The 20,782-nt window shown below is 48.8% G+C and carries 16 protein-coding genes; 12 read left to right on the top strand and 4 right to left on the bottom strand.

Annotated elements, in window-relative coordinates:
- The first annotated feature begins 129 nt into the window (after positions 1 to 129).
- A complete protein-coding gene (gene tnpA / locus AB3Y94_RS08050; RefSeq protein ID WP_367295194.1) occupies positions 130 to 594 on the top strand; it encodes an IS200/IS605 family transposase in 465 nt (154 codons plus the stop codon).
- A 1,070-nt stretch (positions 595 to 1,664) separates the two neighbouring features.
- On the opposite strand, the gene AB3Y94_RS08045 is transcribed toward tnpA, so the two are convergent.
- On the bottom strand, positions 1,665 to 2,144 hold the full coding sequence (locus tag AB3Y94_RS08045) for a hypothetical protein (protein ID WP_367295771.1): 480 nt from the start codon (positions 2,142 to 2,144) through the stop codon (positions 1,665 to 1,667).
- A 547-nt stretch (positions 2,145 to 2,691) separates the two neighbouring features.
- On the opposite strand from AB3Y94_RS08045, the gene AB3Y94_RS08040 reads away from it, so the two are divergent.
- The gene (locus AB3Y94_RS08040) at positions 2,692 to 3,336 is read left to right on the top strand and encodes a hypothetical protein (RefSeq protein ID WP_367295770.1); all 645 of its coding nucleotides are present in this window, start codon (positions 2,692 to 2,694) and stop codon (positions 3,334 to 3,336) included.
- Here AB3Y94_RS08040 and AB3Y94_RS08035 read toward each other — a convergent pair.
- Positions 3,333 to 4,132, bottom strand: a protein-coding gene (locus tag AB3Y94_RS08035; protein WP_097558290.1) for an IS5 family transposase whose coding sequence is annotated in 2 segments (ribosomal slippage) — positions 3,333 to 3,862 and positions 3,862 to 4,132 — 801 coding nt in all. Because the reading frame shifts where the segments join, the coding sequence is not laid out codon by codon here. The two genes, AB3Y94_RS08040 and AB3Y94_RS08035, sit on opposite strands and share 4 nt — an antisense overlap.
- A gap of 48 nt (positions 4,133 to 4,180) precedes the next feature.
- On the opposite strand from AB3Y94_RS08035, the gene AB3Y94_RS08030 reads away from it, so the two are divergent.
- Positions 4,181 to 5,407: a DUF5776 domain-containing protein gene (locus tag AB3Y94_RS08030; RefSeq protein WP_367295769.1), complete on the top strand. Its 1,227-nt coding sequence runs from the start codon at positions 4,181 to 4,183 to the stop codon at positions 5,405 to 5,407.
- Positions 5,408 to 5,516: 109 nt separating this feature from the next.
- Here the strand turns inward: AB3Y94_RS08030 and AB3Y94_RS08025 are convergent, their stop codons facing one another.
- Positions 5,517 to 6,920, bottom strand: coding sequence for a tyrosine-protein phosphatase (locus AB3Y94_RS08025; RefSeq protein ID WP_367295768.1), 1,404 nt, complete (start codon positions 6,918 to 6,920; stop codon positions 5,517 to 5,519).
- A gap of 412 nt (positions 6,921 to 7,332) precedes the next feature.
- Between AB3Y94_RS08025 and AB3Y94_RS08020 the strand changes: the two genes are divergently transcribed.
- The 7 genes from AB3Y94_RS08020 (at position 7,333) to pepI (ending at position 15,201) form a co-directional block, all read left to right on the top strand.
- Positions 7,333 to 8,541 (top strand): hypothetical protein, encoded by a 1,209-nt coding sequence (locus tag AB3Y94_RS08020; protein WP_367295767.1) that lies wholly within the window; start codon positions 7,333 to 7,335, stop codon positions 8,539 to 8,541.
- Between the two features lie 11 nt (positions 8,542 to 8,552).
- Positions 8,553 to 9,047 carry a hypothetical protein gene (locus tag AB3Y94_RS08015; RefSeq protein ID WP_367295766.1) on the top strand — a complete coding sequence of 165 codons (495 nt, stop codon included), beginning with the start codon at positions 8,553 to 8,555 and terminating at the stop codon, positions 9,045 to 9,047.
- A gap of 236 nt (positions 9,048 to 9,283) precedes the next feature.
- Positions 9,284 to 9,901 (top strand): sugar O-acetyltransferase, encoded by a 618-nt coding sequence (locus AB3Y94_RS08010; protein ID WP_367295765.1) that lies wholly within the window; start codon positions 9,284 to 9,286, stop codon positions 9,899 to 9,901.
- 234 nt (positions 9,902 to 10,135) lie between these two features.
- Positions 10,136 to 11,278, top strand: coding sequence for an MFS transporter (locus AB3Y94_RS08005; protein ID WP_367295764.1), 1,143 nt, complete (start codon positions 10,136 to 10,138; stop codon positions 11,276 to 11,278).
- Positions 11,279 to 11,448: 170 nt separating this feature from the next.
- A complete protein-coding gene (locus tag AB3Y94_RS08000; protein WP_367295763.1) occupies positions 11,449 to 13,419 on the top strand; it encodes a GTP-binding protein in 1,971 nt (656 codons plus the stop codon).
- Complete coding sequence (locus tag AB3Y94_RS07995; protein ID WP_367295762.1) at positions 13,416 to 14,117, top strand: DUF1835 domain-containing protein; 702 nt, start codon at positions 13,416 to 13,418, stop codon at positions 14,115 to 14,117. Before AB3Y94_RS08000 ends, AB3Y94_RS07995 begins: the two co-directional genes overlap by 4 nt.
- A 199-nt stretch (positions 14,118 to 14,316) precedes the next feature.
- Positions 14,317 to 15,201, top strand: coding sequence for a proline iminopeptidase (pepI, locus tag AB3Y94_RS07990; RefSeq protein WP_367295761.1), 885 nt, complete (start codon positions 14,317 to 14,319; stop codon positions 15,199 to 15,201).
- A 513-nt stretch (positions 15,202 to 15,714) separates the two neighbouring features.
- Here pepI and AB3Y94_RS07985 read toward each other — a convergent pair.
- A complete protein-coding gene (locus AB3Y94_RS07985; protein ID WP_367295760.1) occupies positions 15,715 to 18,471 on the bottom strand; it encodes a YhgE/Pip family protein in 2,757 nt (918 codons plus the stop codon).
- 163 nt (positions 18,472 to 18,634) lie between these two features.
- Here AB3Y94_RS07985 and AB3Y94_RS07980 point away from each other — a divergent pair, with 163 nt between their 5' ends.
- Together AB3Y94_RS07980 and AB3Y94_RS07975 are read left to right on the top strand one after the other, a co-directional pair.
- Entirely contained in the window at positions 18,635 to 19,213 is a 579-nt protein-coding gene (locus tag AB3Y94_RS07980; RefSeq protein ID WP_367295759.1) for a TetR/AcrR family transcriptional regulator, read from the top strand.
- Positions 19,214 to 19,298: 85 nt separating this feature from the next.
- Positions 19,299 to 20,750: a DUF5776 domain-containing protein gene (locus AB3Y94_RS07975; RefSeq protein WP_367295758.1), complete on the top strand. Its 1,452-nt coding sequence runs from the start codon at positions 19,299 to 19,301 to the stop codon at positions 20,748 to 20,750.
- The last annotated feature ends 32 nt before the right edge of the window (positions 20,751 to 20,782 follow it).

Raw genomic sequence — 20,782 nt, 5'->3', positions numbered from 1 at the left:
AAGCGTGCGAAACAAAAACCCACCCGCTATGCGGGCGGATAATAGATCGGTTGTACCAAAAAGCCCTCCATAAGAATTAGAATGTAGGTGTCGAAGCCAACATTGCTAAATCGAAAGGGGACTTTTTAAATGGCGAATAAACTCAACAGTCTTGCGCACACAAAGTGGTTATGCAAGTACCATATCGTATTCACTCCAAAGTATAGGAGAAAGATGATTTATAATCAATATCGACGTGACTTACAGGAGGATATTCGACTTTTATGCCAGTATAAAGGGGTCAAGATTTTGGAAGGTCATATGATGCCAGATCATGTTCATCTCCTGGTAAGTATCCCACCCAAGCTCAGTGTGTCGAGCTTTATGGGATATTTAAAGGGAAAAAGTGCGTTGATGATGTTTGACCAGCATGCAAATTTGAAATATAAATTTGGAAATCGACATTTCTGGTCAATCGGATACTACGTGAGCACGGTGGGCTTGAACGAAGCCACCATCAAAAAATATATTCGTGATCAAGAAAAAAGTGATCAGGCGGTGGATAGACTCAGCGTTCGGGAGTATGAAGACCCTTTCAAGGGTCAGGGTAAGTAATACAAACGCCGCTTAAAGCGGCAGCAAAAGTGGCAAACGCAATTTGGCTTTGACACACAAAAGCCAGCGCCTTGAGACGCTGGCCAGTATCCAGGGCTTATAGCCCTCGAGAAAACCACCCGTTCAACGGGTGGTTTTTATTTATAGGTTAAGCGGAGTTGTTAAACAGAAACGGTTGAAAAATACTGTGAGGAGGTTAATTAGAAGGCGGCTGTAATGTAGTTTGGGGTCATAAATTCAGTGTGAAATTTAGTTTATGGGTAGACATTAAATACATTGTTAACTAGATGCTCCTCAGGTATGCTTGAGAAGCAAACTAAAGGAATTTAGGTGCCTGGGAAATTTTGAATGCTGTTAAATCAACGTCTGTTTAGTGTATTCCCAACGGATGTGGGGGTGATCCCAGCTGGTCAAGGATTTAGATTGTGTTTTCACAGTGTTTCTCAGAGATATGGAGGCGATTCTGATATGAAATTTGATGGTTATGAAGGCGATGGATGTGGTTGTACCAGCATTATTATTTCGGGTTTAGTATTATGGTTCCTACTTAAATGCCTACTGTCATTGCTATAGCATTCTCCATGAATGTAGGGGCAAAATAAAGCGGTAAAAATGAAAATATGGTTTATGAACATGCTTTCATTTTGATTTTTGACATATTTTTCAAAAGCATTGCGACCTAATCTTTGACTAGTACTGGAACTATTACATAAATTACCTGTGCATGTATATAGCGACGTATCAAGTATCTACTAGTAGCTGTGTTTCAAAAGAAAAAGTAATAAATAATTGTTATGAATTATTTCATTGATTTACTGCATTGACGTAGCGGTACTCAATTTGTCTTTTGATAAAAAGAAAGTAACCACGTTGTGACATTTTGAAACTGTTGAAAGTTTTTTTGCAAACTTGATACGAGGGAGGTTGGGTAATGGAGCTATCTAAACAAGCCAGACCAGTACCTCCTCATCGTATTCCCCACAGCAGTAGGGCAGAAAATCCAAGTCACCAAAAAGAGTAGCCAGGCAAGTACCACCGCCTAGCTACTCTTTACTAATGTACAAATAGAGTTACCCATTCAGCTGATGTCGCCTATGCCCGTGCCGTAACCCCAATATAACGGGTAGAAGCAACAAAATAATTGGTGCAAAGGTGAATTCTACCAACGCTCGCAACAGCCTGGGCAACAGATGATCCTCGCTTCCAGAGAAATCTTGAATGGGGGTCATTGGTAATCCGGCGGCATAAGTTTTAGCCTTAGGTGCTACTGATTTAGGCTGATCCACCGGGTGATAGGTTGCAGTGGTACGACGAACCAAGAGGTGATTGAACAACACGTGAACCCAAGGAAAGACCAAGTAGCAGATTACCAGATACCATGACTCTGCGTTCCAGGTGAAGACGAACCGTCCCACCGTGAACTGACAATTCAACAAAACTAAAATGAGTAAGATTGGCAACGCCTTGACGTACAGTGCTAAATAACGGGCTGTTCGGACAGTCAGCAGTTCTCTTAACGGCTGATTGGATACGTGGTATAAGCTTTTCATCCCCATCGTCTTCTTTCATCGAGATTTGAGTTCAGTATAGGTCGTTCAACCACTGGCAACGCACATTTCAAGCTGGACAGCACGCGTTTGTTCCGTGTTTATGCCAACAATGACCTAGCCGTTGGTCGTATTGATGCTTAATCGAATCAATGTTTGTCGTTAAAACAGATGCCACAGTCATGATTTGTAGGTGAGAATTTTCATTTAGTCTTAATCAATGCTGTGTCCCCCCGGAAACAGGGAGGCAATTACGCGGGCTGGGTTATCCGCTACATGGTCGTCGTGTTAAAAAACGCGATTTATCAGCGTTTTGACAATGATTTCTGATGAAAATGTAACCGCCATGAACCAGACGACGCTCAAACCTTCTTGAGGTGTCCACATTGGGATAGTTGTGTAATACCAAAGGAAAGATGAAAACGGTTTCGCCAAATTCTAATTTTAATGAAGAAATCCCGGTACATTGCCATTTTAGCCCACTATTCCACCTGCGAATATGCTATAGTAACAGTAAATAATTAAAGAAAAAGTATATGGGGTGAGCTAAGTGAACCGAGTTTTGAAGCAAATCACAGTGTCAGGATTAACCTTGTTACTACTAGGCGGCATCGTTAGTCCGAGCGCTGCTCGTGCAGATACAACTGATTTGCCTGCTATGGCTAAGACCGCTACTGCTGCGAAAGCGACTGGGGACACTGATGTACAGGTTAGCGGGTTAGAGATGCCTTATACGGCCCTTCAGGATAAGACCGGGAAACAGACTAAAATTTACAATTATCCCAAATTACCAAGTGTTGTAACTGCTACGCAATTGGCGGATACAGATTATGTCACGTGGTTCAAGGACCAGTATCCGTCTAACGAAACGTTGAAAGACTTGGCGACTAACGGTGTCACCGCTATGAAGGGATTTTCCGGTAAACGGGATCTGAGTATGCCGTTCATTGATTATTTGGTAAAATCCGCGGGTGGTTCTCTGACGGTTCAAAGTATTGAAGCACAGGGCGGTGGTCAGATGGCCGCGTACGCCTGGTTAATCAGTGATGGGATTAGATTTAATCAACACGAGTTAACCCAAGCTGACGGTAAGGCTGATTTTGAAAAGAACGTTCAACCAATTCTCGAGAAGAGTCCTGAATTGGCGGGGATGTTGGCCCAGTATCAACGAGCCCTTAACTTAGAACGTGTTTAGAATCTTTTCAAGAGTATTCGCAGGAAGGCTAAGCTAATCATCATCTTACTGGTGTTCAGCTTTCGCTCACAATTGCGCCAGAGGCGCCGATATTTTCCTAGCCAGCTAAAACTGCGTTCGATAACCCAGCGTTGCGGGGTCACTTGACCGTGCCTAAGGTCACTCTGTTTAGCAATAATGACTTCAGCGTTAATCATTGCCTGAACTGATTGAGCAAAGTTGTTACCAGTATAACCACCATCGGCCATTACTCGTTGAACCAGGTCAAACTGTGATTTGTTTAACGCCAGTAGCGCATTGGCGCCATCACGCTCAGAAACATTGGCGGTTGTCACATGGACTGCCATCGGCAGCCCATTGATATCTACAGCAAGATGGCGCTTAATCCCACTCACCTTTTTACCACCATCGTAGCCGCTACTTTCAGCAGGATCGGTATTCTTGACACTTTGAGCATCTAGAATGACGAACGATGTATAAACTGAACGCTTCTGAGCCAACCGATGTTGGCTGACAATTTTTTTAAAACCTTATCCAGAGGAGTGATACCAGCAGGAGATGGCGTTTTAGTCCAAAGTAACCAGTAATAATAGACGGTTTCCCATTTAGGAAAATCGCTGGGTAAATCGCGCCAAACGCACCCATTTTTCAAGGTATAAAGCAGGGCACAAAAGATATCATATAAATCAACCTTTCTTGGCTTAGTCCGCTTACGTATGCCTTCTAGATCTGTCCGGATTAGTTCAAATTGTTCACGAGAGATGTCGCTACTATAATGGTGTGCAAAGCTTTTCATGGATTAAAAACTCCTGTTTTTGATCTAATTTAACTAAAATCAAATCGAATGTCAAAGTATCCAAACACGTTCTTAGACTCAGAGAGTTTTGAGCCACAGTTTAGTCAGATGGTCGACCAGATGGTTGTCGTGTTATTTGGTAAGGACTATCCGAGTGATCAATTAGCTAACCTGGATGGTCAGGCCTCTTACGATGCGACCATTGCCGCCTACAGGCAGCCACTTAGTCACTTTGTACAGAAGCAAGCCGATGGTACTTACGTACTAGATCCAGCCATGTCAGGTCTCTCTGGTGTGAGCGTTTTTGCCGAGGCACCGGAGACACATACCACTAAACCAGCGCCGACACCTGAAACGAGTCAACCGGTGACGGTGCATTATGTTGACGCGCAGGGCAATCAGATTGCTAAGGACAAGACATTAACTGGTAAGTTGGGCGCGACGTATCAAACGGCAGCACTCGACATTACGGGTTATCAGTTGAACCAGACGCCAGTGAATGCCACTGGCAAGTTCACCGGTTCCAAGCAGTCGGTCACGTACACTTACGATGCCGTGGTACAATCTGGTTCAGCTGGCGCAACGATTGCGCCCAAGGGAACTGTGATTTATGCCACTCAGAAGATTGGTTTGTACAAGCAAGCTACCTTTACGAAGAAAGCTCGCAAGCAGTGGTACCATAAGAAGTCACGGATGAATCGGCCGATGTTTGTGGTTACGGGTTACGCCAAATCGAAGAACGGCGTGAAACGCTACCAGGTCAGAGACGTCAACCATCATAGTCGGACGGCGGGTAAGACCGGTTACGTAACGGCTAACGCGAAATATACAGTACCCGTATACTATGCAACCAAGCATTCTCAGATTACGGTAATCAATCCTCAGGGGATCAATGCTTACAGTAAGAAGACGTTGACCGGCAAACGGACGCATTATCGTCAGGGACAAGTACTCAAAGTCAAAAAGATCGTCACGCATAATTTAACGACGCGTTTTGTTCTCAGTAATGGGCGTTATGTGACTGCCAATAAACAGTTGGTTAAAGCGGGCAAGCAAACAATGCCCAAAAAGATCCTGATCAAGCACGCCATTAACCGTTACGGCACTGCTAACTTGACCCAGCGTAACCGGCATTATCATGCTGGTGAGGTGTTGAAGGTCAAAGGCTGGACGTATTCTAATGCGCATAACTTTGGCAAGAACGATACACTCCGTTACCGGGTAAGTGGGGGTTACGTCACCGCCAACCCCTACTTTGTACGGACTATTAAATAGAAATTAGGATGGCGGATTCAGTGTAAGTTGGGTTCTTTTTAATAATTATTAGCAAATAAAACGAGGTCGTTAGGATTGGCTCATTCCAATCTTAACGACCTCATTTTAGTTAGTGAGAGTGTTTAACGGTATTTTTAATCAGTGAAACATCTTTCAGCTGAATCCATCGTTTCTTACCCCGGGGACTTTGAACCTCAACGTAGGTCTTGGTTTTCCCATTAATCCGTAGCTTGGCCTGCTTGATAAGCTGCCATTTAGCGCGGGGATGGCGACCAGTCTTGCCAGAATTTCCGACTTTGTGTTTGAGATGTAAGTCGAAGAAATAGGCGCGGTGAGCCTTTAAATGAACGGCTTTGGCGTGCTTCAATTTCTTCACCGATAGGACCTTCACTTTAGTCTTCCCGGCCTGATGTGGCTTAGTAACGACGAGGTCTGGTTGACCGGCGTGAATTGGTGTGGGATTGGTTACTGGTTTAGTCGATGTTGCGGCAGTTGGTGCTGGTGTAGGCTTTTCAATGGGGCTAGGAACGGGTGCTGGAGTTGGTTTCTCAATCGGTTTAGGAGTGGGAGCCGGCGTAGGCTTTTCGCTCGGGTGTGGCACGGACAGCCCTGATGGTACTAAGTATTTGGCCCGTAAGGCAGCTTGTTGGTCAGCACTGAAGTTTAACCCTTTGGGACTAGTGATGTAGTCATTCAGACCCCCAAATTTTTCATCAATTTGACCGATATAGGTTTTGAGCCAAGCGTAGTTAACCTGTTTGTCGACGTAGTTATTCGACATTAAATAGTCGTCGATGATGTCCTGATTACGCATCCCCAGAATTGACATCAACAACACCGTAGCAATACCCGTTCGATCGTTCCCATGCTTACAGTGATAGAGGACGGGACCTTTTGCATTGACCAGATCCGTCAGGAAATCGTGGTAGCCACTCAGTGCAGTCGGGGAGAAGGCAATTGAACCACCATTGGCGCGGTTGTAGTGCTCGACGCCTGATAAGTCATCATCGTCAGATTGTGAATAAATGGCGGCAACTTTTGAGGTAGCTTTACCAAGCAGTGCGTCTTTTTTCTTCATGTGATTAAGCGGGGTTCTTAAATCGATAATCAGACCAATGTTGTACCCGGTCAATTTGGTAATATCAGGATTTGTGACTTTTGTTAATTGGGCTGAACGGAATAGGAAACCGGGTTTAATAGCCTGGGTCTTATCTTTAGTCAAGTAACTACCGAGGTCACGGGTGTTGGCATTAAAACCTTTCTTGTCCTTGGACAACGCAATCCGGCTTCCAGGTTTCCCAGCCGCTGGCACCTTAGGCGTAGCCGTGGTTTCGGGCATTTGTTCGCCGTTTAGCATGGGTACGCGGTCGGGGTCGGCCTTATCCGCTGTCTTACCAGGGGCTTGGGTGGTTGGTGTCGTGGCGGCTAGACTAGTGACGACGGGGGTTCCCAGCCCCATCAAAGTTAAAGTCAGCATACTGATACTAAAGGTTCGTTGCAGTCGATGAGTCATCAAATTCCTCCAATTTGTTCGTCTAGGTACTATGTACAGCAAGTTGTTTCTCTAGAATAACGAACGGACGTAAGGATTTGATGATTGGTACGTATTGTCTTGGTAAATGTTTTATTTATTAATATTTGAAAGCGGATTAGATAAATGAGTGGCGTTCGGTTAAAATCACGGGCACGTTGGTTGGAATCGCGCTCTGAATTTGACCAACTAGGCTTAGCTAATAAGCGGTTTCTACGTGGCAGACAGAACATTTCCACTAAACTACCAACTGCAGGCCAATAAAATTAAATTTTAAGCCTTCAGACCGGTTGAACGACATAATGTGTCAGCCCCATGTTGTACGATAGACCTATCGTAAGTCAGGCTATGCGTCGATGTTAGCCAAATTATTAGTGATTGAAGGTATTTAGCTATGGATGATGAAAAACAACTGGTGCGAACCAATGAAGACGTGCAACGAGTCTATCAGCAAGCCAAAACGTTACAGCAGTCCCGTGATTGGCAAATGCCGCAGCACGATTGGAACGTTGAGAAATTGCAGAAACTTCAGGTGATGGCGTTACCTGAATTGATTGAGCATTTACGAATCACCGTAGCCACGAAGGTTACTTTGGACAACTTAAAGGATACCAATCGGCAGAAGACAGTTAACTATGTGCAAGCTTTTAACGACGAGCTCGATGAGTTACAGAAACGGTTTAAACACTATACATATTTGAATCAGCATCCGGTTGAAATCGCCTATCGTCGGGAGCATCACGTGAAACATCTCCCAACGGCTAAACACATTGATAATCGGAGTACGAAGGTGGCTAAGATTGGTTTTTTCACGACCCTTATCGTGATGAGTTATGTTCTTTCCAGTTGGGGTAATTTCCTCTTGAATCCAATTTACACGGGGTTACCCTTAATATTGTTAATGCCACTTTGTTTCGTGGGTTTTGGGCTCTTGTACTTCGCAGCAAAACTAAATTTGCCGTTCTCTCAACCTTGGACCATGTACCATAACCATCGTATTAAATCTTTGGTGAATCGAATCCATCGCGCCGATGAGCGGTATTGTCAGGAAAATAAATGTGACGAGGCGACTTTGAGGAAACGGTTTAAGTTCCATGAGAGTGTAACTGCCAGCCGCGGTGTTTACTTTGAAAAAATGAATGCGGAAGAGATCCAAACACGGGAGAATTTAAACGGTTATGTCAAGACGCTGAAGGAGCATGTAGCCTACTTCCCCATGGATGATATGCAGGATGTGCGGCACGTTTTTCGAATCTATAAGCTACTGATAAATGGCCGCGCGATGAACTGGAAAGAGGCGGCCGTCTTGGTTGATGAGGATGAACGGATTCATCAATTAAAGCAGACGTTGGTCGATGAAATTCACGCCGCCAAGGGCGATATTATCAATTCAATTACCCAGGCCAGTGAAAAAATTACCCAGAGCGTGCAAGCGGCAACCAAATCAATTTCTGACGTCCAGAGTTCTTTAGAGGATCAAACTAGAAGAATGGATGAATGGAATCAGGAACAGACGGAAATTATGTACTACCAAACGGGAATCATGCAAGACAGTAATGACCGCATCAATGAGTTCTACGGTCGCAAGCAAAAGTATTACTAAGGAGTAAACCAATGAAAATAGCAAAAATTTTAAGCGTGACCGTTCTCGCCACCGGCCTCGGTCTGGCGGGCGTGTTTGCAGGTCCGAACACCACCCAAGCAGAAGCTAAGTCAACGTTAAAGACATTTCCTAAGTCATTTCGGCACAACTGGTACGAATCAGCCGGAAAGCGTGGGAATGCCATGAAAATAACGGCTAAAAAGGCGGCCATGCGCTACGATAACAACAGCGACTTCGGGCATTTTCAGTTACACGCGCGCAAACTACCGCTTCGTAAAATTAAGACTAAGTACAAGTGGACGTGGATTTATGCCAAGAAGCACCACGGGACAATCCATATCGCGCTGTGGGATCACACAGTGAATCTGCCACTAGAGGGAAATTATCGAGTGAAAACGAAGACGTATAAGCATCGTAAGATTAAAGTCCTGCAAAATGTTTCGGGCGGGCAGGTAAACAGTTCGTACTACACTACGAAAAAACTAGCGGCACATTTTAATAAATAATCCTCAATTCAAAACTAGCCATCTAGTGATCTCCCAATGAGAAATCAGCAGATGGCTAGTTTTCTTTGAGATACGACGGTATTTGATGGTAGGCACGTGTTGTATTGATAAATGGGTTATTTATTAATTTTTGAAAGCGGATTATGATGGGAGTAGCTGGCCAGCAACATAGTCAACGCTGGGCGGCGCGAGTGCGCAAGGTTTGGCTTGACCCTAGATTAAGAAAGGATGATTCCATGTCTAACCGTGATAAATTACATACCGGGGATCTCTATTTACCGGACGACCCCGCCATTGAAGTTGAGCAAAAGCGGTACCTTGACCGGCTCTACGACTTCAATCAAACGCGCCCCAGTGAGCCCGAACGGCAACAGAAAATTCTCCACGAACTCTTTGCAGATCTGGGCCCCAACTGTTACGTTGAACCACCGCTGCACGCTAACTTTGGCGGTCATCACGTTCACTTTGGTGCGAATATCTACGCCAATTTTAACCTGACATTAGTCGATGATACGCACATCTACGTGGGCGACCACACTATGATTGGGCCCAACGTCACGTTGGCCACGGCTGGTCATCCCATCGATCCTGAGTTGCGCGCTAAAAATTATCAGTACAACCAGGCCATTCACATTGGCCAGAATTGCTGGTTGGGCGCCGGTGTCATTGTTTTACCTGGTGTCACGATTGGTGATAACGTGGTTGTAGGCGCCGGTAGCGTGGTTACCAAGGACTTGCCGAGCAATGTTGTCGCGTTCGGAGATCCATGTCGGGTGGCCCGTCCAGTTGGTGAACACGATCGAGAGGTTTATTTTAAAGACCGGCGAATTGATCCGCAACTATTTAACGACTAGGGGCGAGCTAGGTTGCTGGGGTATTAGTTGTAAAGCAGAATCACTAGCACTGTAACGCGATTCTACTTGCGTTTACCGGCTATTTTGCGCTACACTTTTAGATAACTTAATAACACATCGGAAGACTTTTTAGTTAGATAAGGTGCTCGCTGAGCATCGGAGGGTTACGGCCAGATAAGATTATTCATTTAATCTTATTTGGCCTTTTTTGTCTTTCGGGGAGGAGCGCAACGCGTGAAGGAATCGTATTGGAGTCGTAATTTCATCTTAATTTTAATTGGGAACGCCCTGTTGTTCATGGTTTACAACATGCAGGTGCCCGTCCTCCCGTTGTACGGGAAGCAATTGGGCCTTTCTCCCGCTCAAATTGGGGTCTTCGTGGGCGCCATCATGTTCGCTGCGCTGGTAACGCGGCTGTTCGTGCCGTGGTTTTCCGAACGTTTTAGTAAAAAGGTGTTGCTCGTCGTGGGGATTTTGCTTTATCTACTGGCGGCGGTCGGGTACCCTCTGTTGAGCAGTTTTGGATTATTAGTACTCTTGCGGCTATTCAACGGCCTGGGACATGGCATCACGACCACGTACTTTGCCACCTCCGCTGCCGATGAACTACCCAATCAGAAGATCGGTGAGGGGATGGGATACTTCGGAATCGGCACTATGGTGACGGCCTCACTGGCGCCATTACTGGCTTTGGCCCTGGTTCACCGGTTCGGATTTTCGGCGTTTTTCCTGGCCTGCATTGTCATTTTATTTGCGGCGATGGTTACGATTCTGGGAACGGCGACGGCCGAACAGGCGCCGGTCAAGGCTACAGCGACTGGTCCGGTCTTTGACCGGCGGTTTTTGCCCCAATGTGGGCTGGTTTTCATCCTGGGAGTGTTGATGAGCGGCGTCATGACCTTCACGCCAATTTACGCCCAACTGCAGCATCTGACCGGTATCTCCGGGTTCTTCTTCATTGCGGCGATTGCGGGGGTCGTGATTCGGCCCATCGTCGGGCACACGTTTGACCGGCAGGGGCCACGGTTGATTCTGTTAGTGAGCACGGTATTGCTGACGATTGCGATGGTGTTGATTGCCTTGATTGATCGTAATTGGCTACTGTTACTGGCGGGTGTGTTCTATGGTGTGGCCGATGGGGCCATTTACCCGACGCTGCAGGCCTGGCTCTTCAAGCAAACCACGCTGGAAAATCGGGACACGGCGACTGGAATGTTTCTTAATTCCTACGATTTGGGGATGGGATTGGGCGCTGTGGTCCTTGGTTGGGTCGTCGAAGCGGTGGCCTACCAGGGGATGTTCTGGGTGCTTACGGTGATTTCACTCCTGTACATTGCGTTGGCGCTGGGGTGCAGTCGCCGGTTTAAATTAGCTTGAGTTAACGAACTGCGGGAACGGACAACGGTTTCCGCAGTTTTTTGGTAGTTAGGGGTGACAAATGGGCGTTGGATTTCGTTAGTAAGAGTAGGGATGGTATGATAATTAAGACTAATTGGATTTATTAATTTATTCAAAAACTACTTAACCTCTAAAGGAGCCAACTAACCATGAAACACATTGTAGCGGGAATCGTTGCCCACGTTGATGCAGGCAAGACCACGCTATCCGAGGGCCTGTTGTATCAGTCTGGTGCGTTGCGTCAACTGGGACGGGTCGATAACGGGGACGCCTTTCTCGACCCCGACGACCTCGAAAAACAGCGCGGAATTACCATTTTTTCTCACCAGGCCAGCTTTACGCACGGCGACCTGAACGTGACCCTGCTGGATACTCCCGGTCACGTGGACTTTGCTTCACAGACTGAACAAGTTTTGAGCGTCCTGGACTACGCTATTCTAGTGGTTTCCGCCACGGATGGTATTCAGGGGTACACGCGGACTCTCTGGCGATTATTGGAGCACTATCAAGTGCCCACGTTTATTTTTGTGAATAAAATGGATGCAGACACGGCCAACCGCAATCGGGTATTGGCTGAGTTACAGACTGTCTTTTCGGCGGGCTGTATTGCGTTTGGTGATGATGCGACCGCTGCGGCCGAAGATATCGCCATGCAGGATGATACCGTGTTGGAACAGTATTTGGACACGGGTGAACTGAGTGATGAAACGATTCGCGGCATGATCCAACAGCGGCAGGTCTTCCCGTGTTACTTTGGAGCAGCACTGAAATTAAATGGCATAGACACTTTGATGGCGGGATTGGACAAGTGGACGCAAGTACCAACTTACCCGGCTGAATTTGGAGCGCAGGTCTTTAAAATCTCCCATGATAAGGGCGAACGATTAACTTGGTTACGCCTGACTGGTGGTCAATTAGCGACTAAGGCAGTATTGTTGGGTGAGCAGAAGGTCAACCAACTGCGCGTTTACGATGGCACGAAATACGTGGTCAAACAAACGGTGACGGCAGGCGACGTCTGCGCTATTCCAAATTTAACGGACACCCATCCGGGACAGGGATTGGGCACGCAACCTGATGGTCGGACGCCGGAGATTCAACCAGTCTTGACCTACACGTTAGACCCTAAGGACCACGACATTCACGACTGCTTGACGATTCTACGCCAGTTGGAAGACGAGGATCCACAACTGCACGTAGCGTGGTCGAGCCAACTCCAAGAGATTCGCGTGCAGATTATGGGGGCCGTTCAGCTGGAAATCCTGCAACAAATTTTACGGGATCGGTTCAATTTGGACATAGGTTTCGGTGAAGGTAGCATTCTTTACAAGGAAACAATCACGCGACCGGTCGAAGGGGTCGGTCATTTTGAACCGCTGCGGCACTATTCCGAAGTTCATCTCTTGATGGAACCAGCACCACGTGGTAGCGGTGTGACAATTGCGGCCGACTGTTCACTAGAAGTCTTAGGTAAGAATTGGCAGCACCAGGTGCTCAGTAACTTGCGGGCCAAGGAACACTTGGGAGTCTTGGTCGGTGCACCGCTTACCGACGTGAAACTCACCTTGGTAACTGGTCGGGCCAGTATCGTTCACTCGGTCGGCGGCGACTTTCGTGAGGCCACTTGGCGCGCCGTTCGGCAGGGGTTGATGATGCTTAGAAATCAGGGCGGCGACCAGCTCCTCGAGCCGTGGTATCGCTTCCGACTTGAGGTTGGGCAAGACCAAGTCGGTCGGGCGATGACGGACATTCAAAAGATGACTGGCAGTTTTGATACGCCAGACACGGCCGGAGATAGCGGCTTGGCAACGTTGACGGGGGTCGCCCCCGTTTCAGAAATGCAGGACTACGCGCAGGCAGTCAATGCCTATACGCACGGGCAGGGTCAATTGGAATGTTTGATTGATGGTTACCGGCCTTGCCATAACGCTGACGAAGTGGTCGCGGCTCAGGATTATGCACCAGTGGCCGACCTCCCCAATACACCGGACTCTGTATTCTGTGCGCACGGGGCCGGTTACCCGGTTCCGTGGGACGAGGTGCCGGGGATGGCGCACGTGGATTATGCCTATTCGGCGGCGGATTTAGCGCAACTAAAAACTGATGGGGGAGTAGGATGATGGACGTCGTCTTTAATGAAAGCTTTGGCAACGCCTTGGCGGGTGCCCTACAACGATCCGTAGTTGGCCTGCAATTAGACTTGCAGGTCGGCGACTTAGGGCGGCTGACGGAAGAATCAACCGATTTCTGGCAAATGAAAGCTCAGTTAGAGGGAACAGAAACGGCCACCGAACTGGCCCAAACGGTGCAACGAAGAATCGGGCAGCTGCAAGCGGCCATTGACCGGGGCGATGCGATTCGCGTGTGGTGGAGTGACCATCCCGATGACCGGCTAGGTTTCATGTGGGTATGTTCGCTGATGAAAGATGTGCCCAACCAACTGACACAGGTCAAGGTTCCCCTGGAACGGGTTACGAGTGGGTCACCGACTGCAATTCAGCAGTTGGTGAGCCTGGCTGAATGGGACGGCGACGCAGCTTTGGCGTTCCTTGATGGGGCGACTGATGTGCCTGCCAGTGAACGTCTGGCGTTGAGTGACGAGTGGGCGCAGCAGGTAGCGGAAAATGCACCATTGCGCGTGATGGTCAATGGTCACACACTGGGCGTGCCAGCCGATTTCTGGGACAAATTGATTGCCGCGGAAATTCGCCCGAACAAGTCGATTATTTGGACGATTGGTCGGGTGTTGGGTGAGCTCCCGGTGGGTCTACCAGACTGGTGGGTACGTGGCCGATTAGTGGCGTTGCACCAGGCTTAGTTGGATTGAATGCTATGATCGACATTGTTAAACGCCAGCAGTTGACGGGTTCTTGGGAAACACGGCAGCGACTTAAATTTGGAAATACGAAGCGGAGCTAGACGGAAGTCCAGGTCCGTTTTGTTTCATGTGGAACAATGAAGGTCTTTAGAACGATCAGGTAAGTGGGTATAATGAACCTAAAAGTGAGGTCGGTAAAATGAAAATTCAAGAGGGTTACGTGCCCTTCAGGTCGTATCAAACGTACTATCGCGTGGTGGGTGATCTGAAGAGTGGATTAACGCCCTTGTTGCTGCTGCACGGCGGCCCTGGGTCGACGCACAATTATTTCGAGGCATTCGATGAATTAGCAGAACAGACGGGGCGGCCCGTGGTCATGTACGATCAATTAGGATGTGGGAAATCGTCGCACCCAGCGGATACCAGTCTGTGGCAAGCAGAAACCTGGGTGGCCGAGTTGCAGGCTCTCCGCGACTATCTGCACCTCGATCGCGTTCATTTGCTGGGACAATCCTGGGGTGGGATGCTGGCCATTATTTACCTGTGCGACTATCAGCCGGCTGGTATCCAGAGCTTAATTTTGGCAAGCACACTGTCCTCGGCTAAGTTGTGGGCTCAGGAACAGCACCGCATGATTCGGTTTATGGCGCCTGCTGATCAGGAAGCCATCAAGCTAGCCGAAGCCACGGGTGATTTCACCAGTGCCGCCTACCTGGCGGCTAACAACCGTTACCTGGTAGCCCATGCCGCGGGACCTGTGACGGCGGATTCTCCCGAGTTCCTTCGACGACCGAAACAGAGTGGCACCGTCGCCTATGAGACGGCCTGGGGGCCTAATGAGTATTTCCCGACTGGCACCCTAAAGAGCTACGACTACACAGAGAAATTGACGCAGTTGACGACGCCAACCTTGGTGACGAGTGGAACCAATGATTTGTGTACGCCACTGGTAGCCAAAACCATGGTCGATCACTTACAACACGCGGAGTGGACACTCTTTGCTCACAGCCGCCACATGGCGTTTATTGACGAAACACCGGCTTATCTTGCACGGTTGACGCGTTGGTTAGCTGATCAAAATTAGATTTGGAAGATGAAGGCTTAGTCAGATATAGTGGGAAATTACCGCCTTACCGTTCGCCAAATTTGGACTGGAACGCGGTGGGAAGGACGGGACAAGCCAAAGGGCGGTCTTGCCCCTCGCTTGAAGCCGCAAAGCACGTCTTCAAGTCGCCATTTTTAAGAAAATCACTTAAAAATCCCACGGCTTAGTCCAAATTTGACTCACTCTCGGTTACCTAGTGGCGCGTCAATAATATTGCGTAAGTGCTGTTATCCAGGTAGTTAAACTAGCTTTGGTTTCAAGAATCCGTTTAACCGGAGGCGGTCAGAGGTGAAGCCGGCCGTGTCGACGGTGTTAGCCGATTTTTGACTCGATAACAGTTTTCGAACTTTCAGCCTTTAGTTAATTACGTTAAAACGCACGAATTCCAGCTAGTATTAGCGGTATCCGTGCGTTTTTGTAGTGAAAATCGATCACTATTTCCTCAAAAAGGGGTGACAAATCTCAGCTGAATTTCGTTAGTAAGAGTAGGAGCTAAATTTCCGGAATATCCATGGCGTTGATCCGGCCGTGGCGGCGCGCGTAGAACAAGACGGCCATACCCGAGAATACTAAAGCAATCAGCAGGAGCACGCTCATTTCTGTCAGAGCGGAGTCCCCAATCATCAGTGTTTCACGTAGCCCCGCGACTGAGTAGCTCATTGGCAACCAAGGATGGATAGTCTTGAAGAAGCCGTTGGTCAGCTGGATTGGGTAGGTGCCAGCCGCTCCGCCTAACTGGAGGACCAGGAGGACCATGCTAAAGAAGGCCCCTGGTTTACCAAAAACAAGATTCAGCCAGTAGACGATACTCATGAACGCCGCACCGGTGATGACTAACATCAGGAACGTAGACCACGGGTGGATGGGGGCCAGACCATCAATAGCTGCCATGAGTCCCGTCATGAATAGAGCTTCACCTAGAACGAAGGCACCCATGATGGAGGCTTTGCCTAACCACCACCGCCAACCGCTCCGGGGGTATTTACGTGGAGTGTACATGTCAAACATCAGATTGAAGGCTAGTGCTCCCACAAAGAGGGAGACGGACATCATGTACGGGGCCATTCCTGTCCCGTTGTCCGGGGCGTCGTCGTGGTCACTGTGCTGGGTGGTGGTTGGCTTAGCAAATTGACGGTAGGTCAACTGGGACGGGTGCACGGCTGCCTTACGCCCCGCCGTGTTGAGTGATTTGGCCAGCTTCGCATTGCCCGCAGTGACCCGGGTAGCTCCGGTCGTGGCTTGACCCGCACCAGTTGCCAGTTTTTGCGCACCCGCAGTAACTTGGCCACTCCCGTTAGTGACTGTTTGCAAGGCCGCCGTCAGTTGAGGACCGCCGGTGGCCAACTTGGTGAGACCGGTGTTTAGGGTGGTTGCTCCGTCCGCCAATTCGGTGACGCCGGCAGTTAGCTGGGGAGTCTGGTTATTGAGCGTGGTGAGACCAGAGGCAACCGAAGTAGCCCCGTTGGTTAGGGTGGTATTTTGTGCCGTTAGTTTTTGACTACTGTCTGCGAGTTGGATGGCACCAGTCGCTAATTTAGCCGTACCAGTCGTCAGTTTCGAGCCACTACGATTCAGCTGGGCCGCCCCCGTTGCCAGACTATCGGCACCGGTTGCGAGGTTAGCCGTTCCAGTGGCCAGGCTCGCTGTTTGTTGGTGTAGCGTTTGGAGACCGTTATCCAAGCTGGTGAGGGCAGTGTTGGCCTTCTGCAGGCCAGTCGTCAGCGACTGGGCGTTGGTGGTCAGGGTGGTGATACCGGTAGTTAGTGTATCCTGCGCGCTAGTGGCCGTGGCCAGTGGCTTTTGCAGCTGGACTGCAGCGGTATTGGTGTCCAGGTCAGTCAAATCACTGCTGAGCTGTTTGGCAGCCTTCTGTGCAGTACCAACAGAGCTGCTAGTGCTGTCGTCAGCCGCTTTTAGCATAGCGGTCTTTTGCGAGGCGGTTAATCCTTGCGCATCAGCGGTGCTGGCTAATTTGGATTGGAGAGCGCCGCTGTCCGTGTTTGCCAAGGTGGTTAGCGCGGCTTCAAGGGCGGTGGCGTCGGTTTTGACCGTCGCGGAACTTTGGGAACTAGTGGCCAATTTTTCGGCAGCTTGCTTGAGGGCGGCCTGTTGTTCTTGCGACGTTTTCAATCCGGCTTGGACCTTTTGTAGACCGCTAGTGAGGGCGGCGGATCCGGTGGCGAGTTGGTCAAAATTGGTTGCCAGTTGCTGACTACCATCTGCCAATTGCCCCACACTGGTATCGAGCGTCTGGGTGCTGCCCGCTAGTTTTGCTAGATTACCCTTAAGCTGTTGGGCACCAGTGTTGGCAGTGTGTACACCAGCGACGTAGGTTTGCGTGCCGTTCTGCACGGTATGACTGCCCCGTGTGAGTTGGCCACTGGCAGCGTTGAGTTTGCTGGTGCTTTGCGTGTAGGCGGCCACACCGGTTGCTAAACGCTCGCTACCATTCTGGAGCTGGCCGAGGCCACTCACCAGTTGGTGGGATTGGCTGAGTAACTGATCGAGGCCGGTACTGATTTTCTGATTTCCAGTTTGGGCCTGTTTTACGCCCGTGACGTAGTCGTTTAATTTGGTGGTGATGGTGGTTTCACCGTTGGTCAATTTAACGTTGCTGGCAGCTAAATTGTTGAGGCCCCGGCTAATTTTGCGTTCGGCACTGGTGAGCTGCTGGCTCCCAGTTGCCAGTTTATGACTGCCAGTTCCGGCGGTCGAGAACCCCGCGCTGAGTTGTTTGATGCTGGTAAAGAGGGTCTTGGCGTAGCTTTGGGTGACCGTATCGCCAACGGACTGGGCGGCAGTTTTAGCAGCCGTGGTGGTCATTTTAGCGGCGGTGAAATTGTGGCCAGCACTGGTTTCATAATGCAGGACCATCTTATGTGGTGCCCGTTGCATCAAGGTGGTGGCGTTGTGCGAGAAGTTTTTGGGGACGGTAATGACCATGTAGTATTTCCCGTGCTGCAGGCCGTGCTTGGCGGTGACCTCACTGCCAACTGGGGTGAATTTCATGGCATCGGAGTCCGCTAAATTGTGAACTAGGCTTTGACCGGCAGCGAGGTGTTGTCCCTGATAGGTGACGGGGTGGTCCTGATTGACTACGGCAACGGGAAGGTCGGCGAGCTTGCCGTAGGGGTCCCACATGGATTTTAAAAAGGTGACTGCGTAGATTGATGGGATCAACATGATCACAATCAAGACAACTAATAACAGTTTATGTTTAATTAAATAACGCCATTCGGCTCGAATCATCGGTGATTCCCCCTTGAACTGTGGTATGCTGTGAGCAAATATTTTATGCCTCACGTGTGGTTAAAGGATAAGGACTTGGGAACCAGGCGTCCACAACAAAAGGTGGCAACCTGAGGAGTAAACCACACTTTTGCCACATCTGGGGTCTAACTGGAGGAATACCATGACTGATCGACGCGTTATCAGAACTAACCAAGCACTGCGAGCAGCATTTAGAAAGTTGGCGCAGCGGTATCGTTTTCGTGAGCTGACGGTGCAGCAGTTGACGGATGAGGCTAATATTAACCGCAAGACGTTTTACCTGCACTATGACTCGATCGATGACTTGGCGGATAGTTTTACGGCGGAGATTGCGGACCAATTGTTAGCGTTGCTACTACGGGAACCGGCTAATCATGATCCGTTGCACCATCCGGGGGTCTGGTTTGACCGGCTGGACGCCTTCTTTGAGGAGGCCCCGACCTTCTACACGTTCATTCTAAATTCGGATGATTATAGTTTTCTTTCGCGGCGGGTTAAATACCGAGTAGCAGCGGGGTTAGCGGCTAGTTTTGAAACGGACTACGGTCTGAATACGACGGATGCCAAACTCGCTGTGGCCTTTCTGATCGACAATACCCTCACGTTATTTCGTCTGTACATCACTGGTCAGTTAGACCTGTCAGTAGCCGCGTTTCGCGAGCGCATCGTGACGCTCAATCTTCGGGGAATGCAGGGGTTCTTGGCGGAGATTAAGGGATAAAAGAAAAGATATGAAAGCGATTACGCTGGTGCTATACTAACCCTAGATTAGTGAACACAGGAACAACATTATGGGGGTAATGGCTATGCATAGAAATTGGTGGCATTTTATAATGATTGTTGTTGGGGTGTCGTTATTTAGTTTGATGGCAACGAACGAAATGCATGATGGTGTTACAGCTAAGGCGGCTGACGTGACGGTTAGCTTTGATATTTATACGCAAGAAATGAATGATCCGGAAGACAAAGTGGCTGGTGGCTCAACTAGCGTAACCCTCCCGGAGGAAGATGTAGCCAGCTTGACTTACGGTGACGCATTTAAGCTAGCTAAAGATCAGGTAGGGTACGATTTTAGTGGGATGATTGAGGTCCTTTTTGGAGCTACAAATAATGTTTTAACACCAGAGGAAGCTCTCGTACAGTTACGTATTCAGACAGGAACGGCGGATATGAGTCAAGCTGAGGTTGACGATATAATTACGAAATATCAGGGAGCATTTAAAAATTCGTCAATAAGTTGGGAGACTTATCAGACACGGCTGTCACAAAATGTCGCCCCTCAACGTTTAGAGGATGGTAATGATTACGAAGGGGAAGCCTTTTATGTACCACTAGTTAAGAATGATGTGACCGACACCATCAATTACGTTCTTCCAGATGGTAAGACAGCTGCCAAAAGCCGACAGGTAACTGGCTACGCCGGCATGGCGGATGTTACGATTAAGAGTCCGTCCGTTCCGGGTTACGTTCCTAGTCAGTCACAGGTGGCGTTAAAGTTTACCAAGGCAGGAACTTACACGACAACGGTTAAATACGCTAAACCCAGTGTGGCTGACCAGGCGACGTTGACGGCAGCCCCAACCGCAACGGTTACTGCGGGTGAGAGCGTGACGGCCGATACGTTTAATGCTCGGGCCACGAATTCGGTAGGCGAAAAGATTCCAGTTAGTGTGGATCTGTCTCAAGCAAAGTTGAAAACACCGGGGACCTATTCTGTAGTCTTGACGGCGGCCAATGGTAAAAAACTAACGGTCACCCTGAAAGTTTTGGCGGCGCCCCAGGCAGTCGTGACTAAGCAACAGGCCGTTTATGGTAGCAAGACGTTGTATCTTTACCGCAAGCCAACGTTTACGGTGAAGAATCGGGTAGCCAAGTACGTGAAAGCCAAACGCACCGACCGGCCCATGTTTGTTGTAACTGGTTACGGCCGGTCTCAAGCGGGGCGCCTACGTTATCAGGTCCGCGACGTCAATCAACATAGTCGAACGGCGGGGAAGACTGGCTACATCACGGCTAAGACCGGCTACGTTACGACAGCTTATTATCAAAAGAAGGTGCAACGACTGACAGTCATTGGCAAATCGGGACTGAATACTTATCAGACAGTGAGTCTGACGGGGAAGGTTCGTCACTATGCGCAGGGAACCCAGCTTAAGGTGGTGGGTATCAGCCATCACAATTTGGCGACGCGATTCGTCTTGGCAAATGGCCATTATGTGACAGCGAATAAGAAGTTAGTTATGGCAGTTGTGAAATAAAAAAGACGAATCTGGGAAAAATCTCAGATTCG

The sequence above is a fragment of the Levilactobacillus yonginensis genome (genome assembly GCF_964065165.1).
GTDB classification, from domain to species: domain Bacteria; phylum Bacillota; class Bacilli; order Lactobacillales; family Lactobacillaceae; genus Levilactobacillus; species Levilactobacillus yonginensis_A.
Note: the sequence above shows the minus strand (reverse complement) of the source record. Positions and strands in the feature narration are given on the sequence as shown.

Excerpts from the sequence above, each read along its gene's own strand:
- pepI (WP_367295761.1), top strand. The coding sequence starts at position 14,317 with ATGAAAATTCAAGAGGGTTACGTGCCCTTCAGGTCGTATCAAACGTAC.
- AB3Y94_RS08030 (WP_367295769.1), top strand. The coding sequence starts at position 4,181 with ATGTCAAAGTATCCAAACACGTTCTTAGACTCAGAGAGTTTTGAGCCA.
- AB3Y94_RS08000 (WP_367295763.1), top strand. The coding sequence starts at position 11,449 with ATGAAACACATTGTAGCGGGAATCGTTGCCCACGTTGATGCAGGCAAG.
- AB3Y94_RS08020 (WP_367295767.1), top strand. The coding sequence starts at position 7,333 with ATGGATGATGAAAAACAACTGGTGCGAACCAATGAAGACGTGCAACGA.
- AB3Y94_RS07995 (WP_367295762.1), top strand. The coding sequence starts at position 13,416 with ATGATGGACGTCGTCTTTAATGAAAGCTTTGGCAACGCCTTGGCGGGT.
- AB3Y94_RS07985 (WP_367295760.1), bottom strand. The coding sequence starts at position 18,471 with ATGATTCGAGCCGAATGGCGTTATTTAATTAAACATAAACTGTTATTA.
- tnpA (WP_367295194.1), top strand. The coding sequence starts at position 130 with ATGGCGAATAAACTCAACAGTCTTGCGCACACAAAGTGGTTATGCAAG.
- AB3Y94_RS08015 (WP_367295766.1), top strand. The coding sequence starts at position 8,553 with ATGAAAATAGCAAAAATTTTAAGCGTGACCGTTCTCGCCACCGGCCTC.
- AB3Y94_RS07980 (WP_367295759.1), top strand. The coding sequence starts at position 18,635 with ATGACTGATCGACGCGTTATCAGAACTAACCAAGCACTGCGAGCAGCA.
- AB3Y94_RS07975 (WP_367295758.1), top strand. The coding sequence starts at position 19,299 with ATGCATAGAAATTGGTGGCATTTTATAATGATTGTTGTTGGGGTGTCG.
- AB3Y94_RS08010 (WP_367295765.1), top strand. The coding sequence starts at position 9,284 with ATGTCTAACCGTGATAAATTACATACCGGGGATCTCTATTTACCGGAC.
- AB3Y94_RS08045 (WP_367295771.1), bottom strand. The coding sequence starts at position 2,144 with ATGAAAAGCTTATACCACGTATCCAATCAGCCGTTAAGAGAACTGCTG.
- AB3Y94_RS08025 (WP_367295768.1), bottom strand. The coding sequence starts at position 6,920 with ATGACTCATCGACTGCAACGAACCTTTAGTATCAGTATGCTGACTTTA.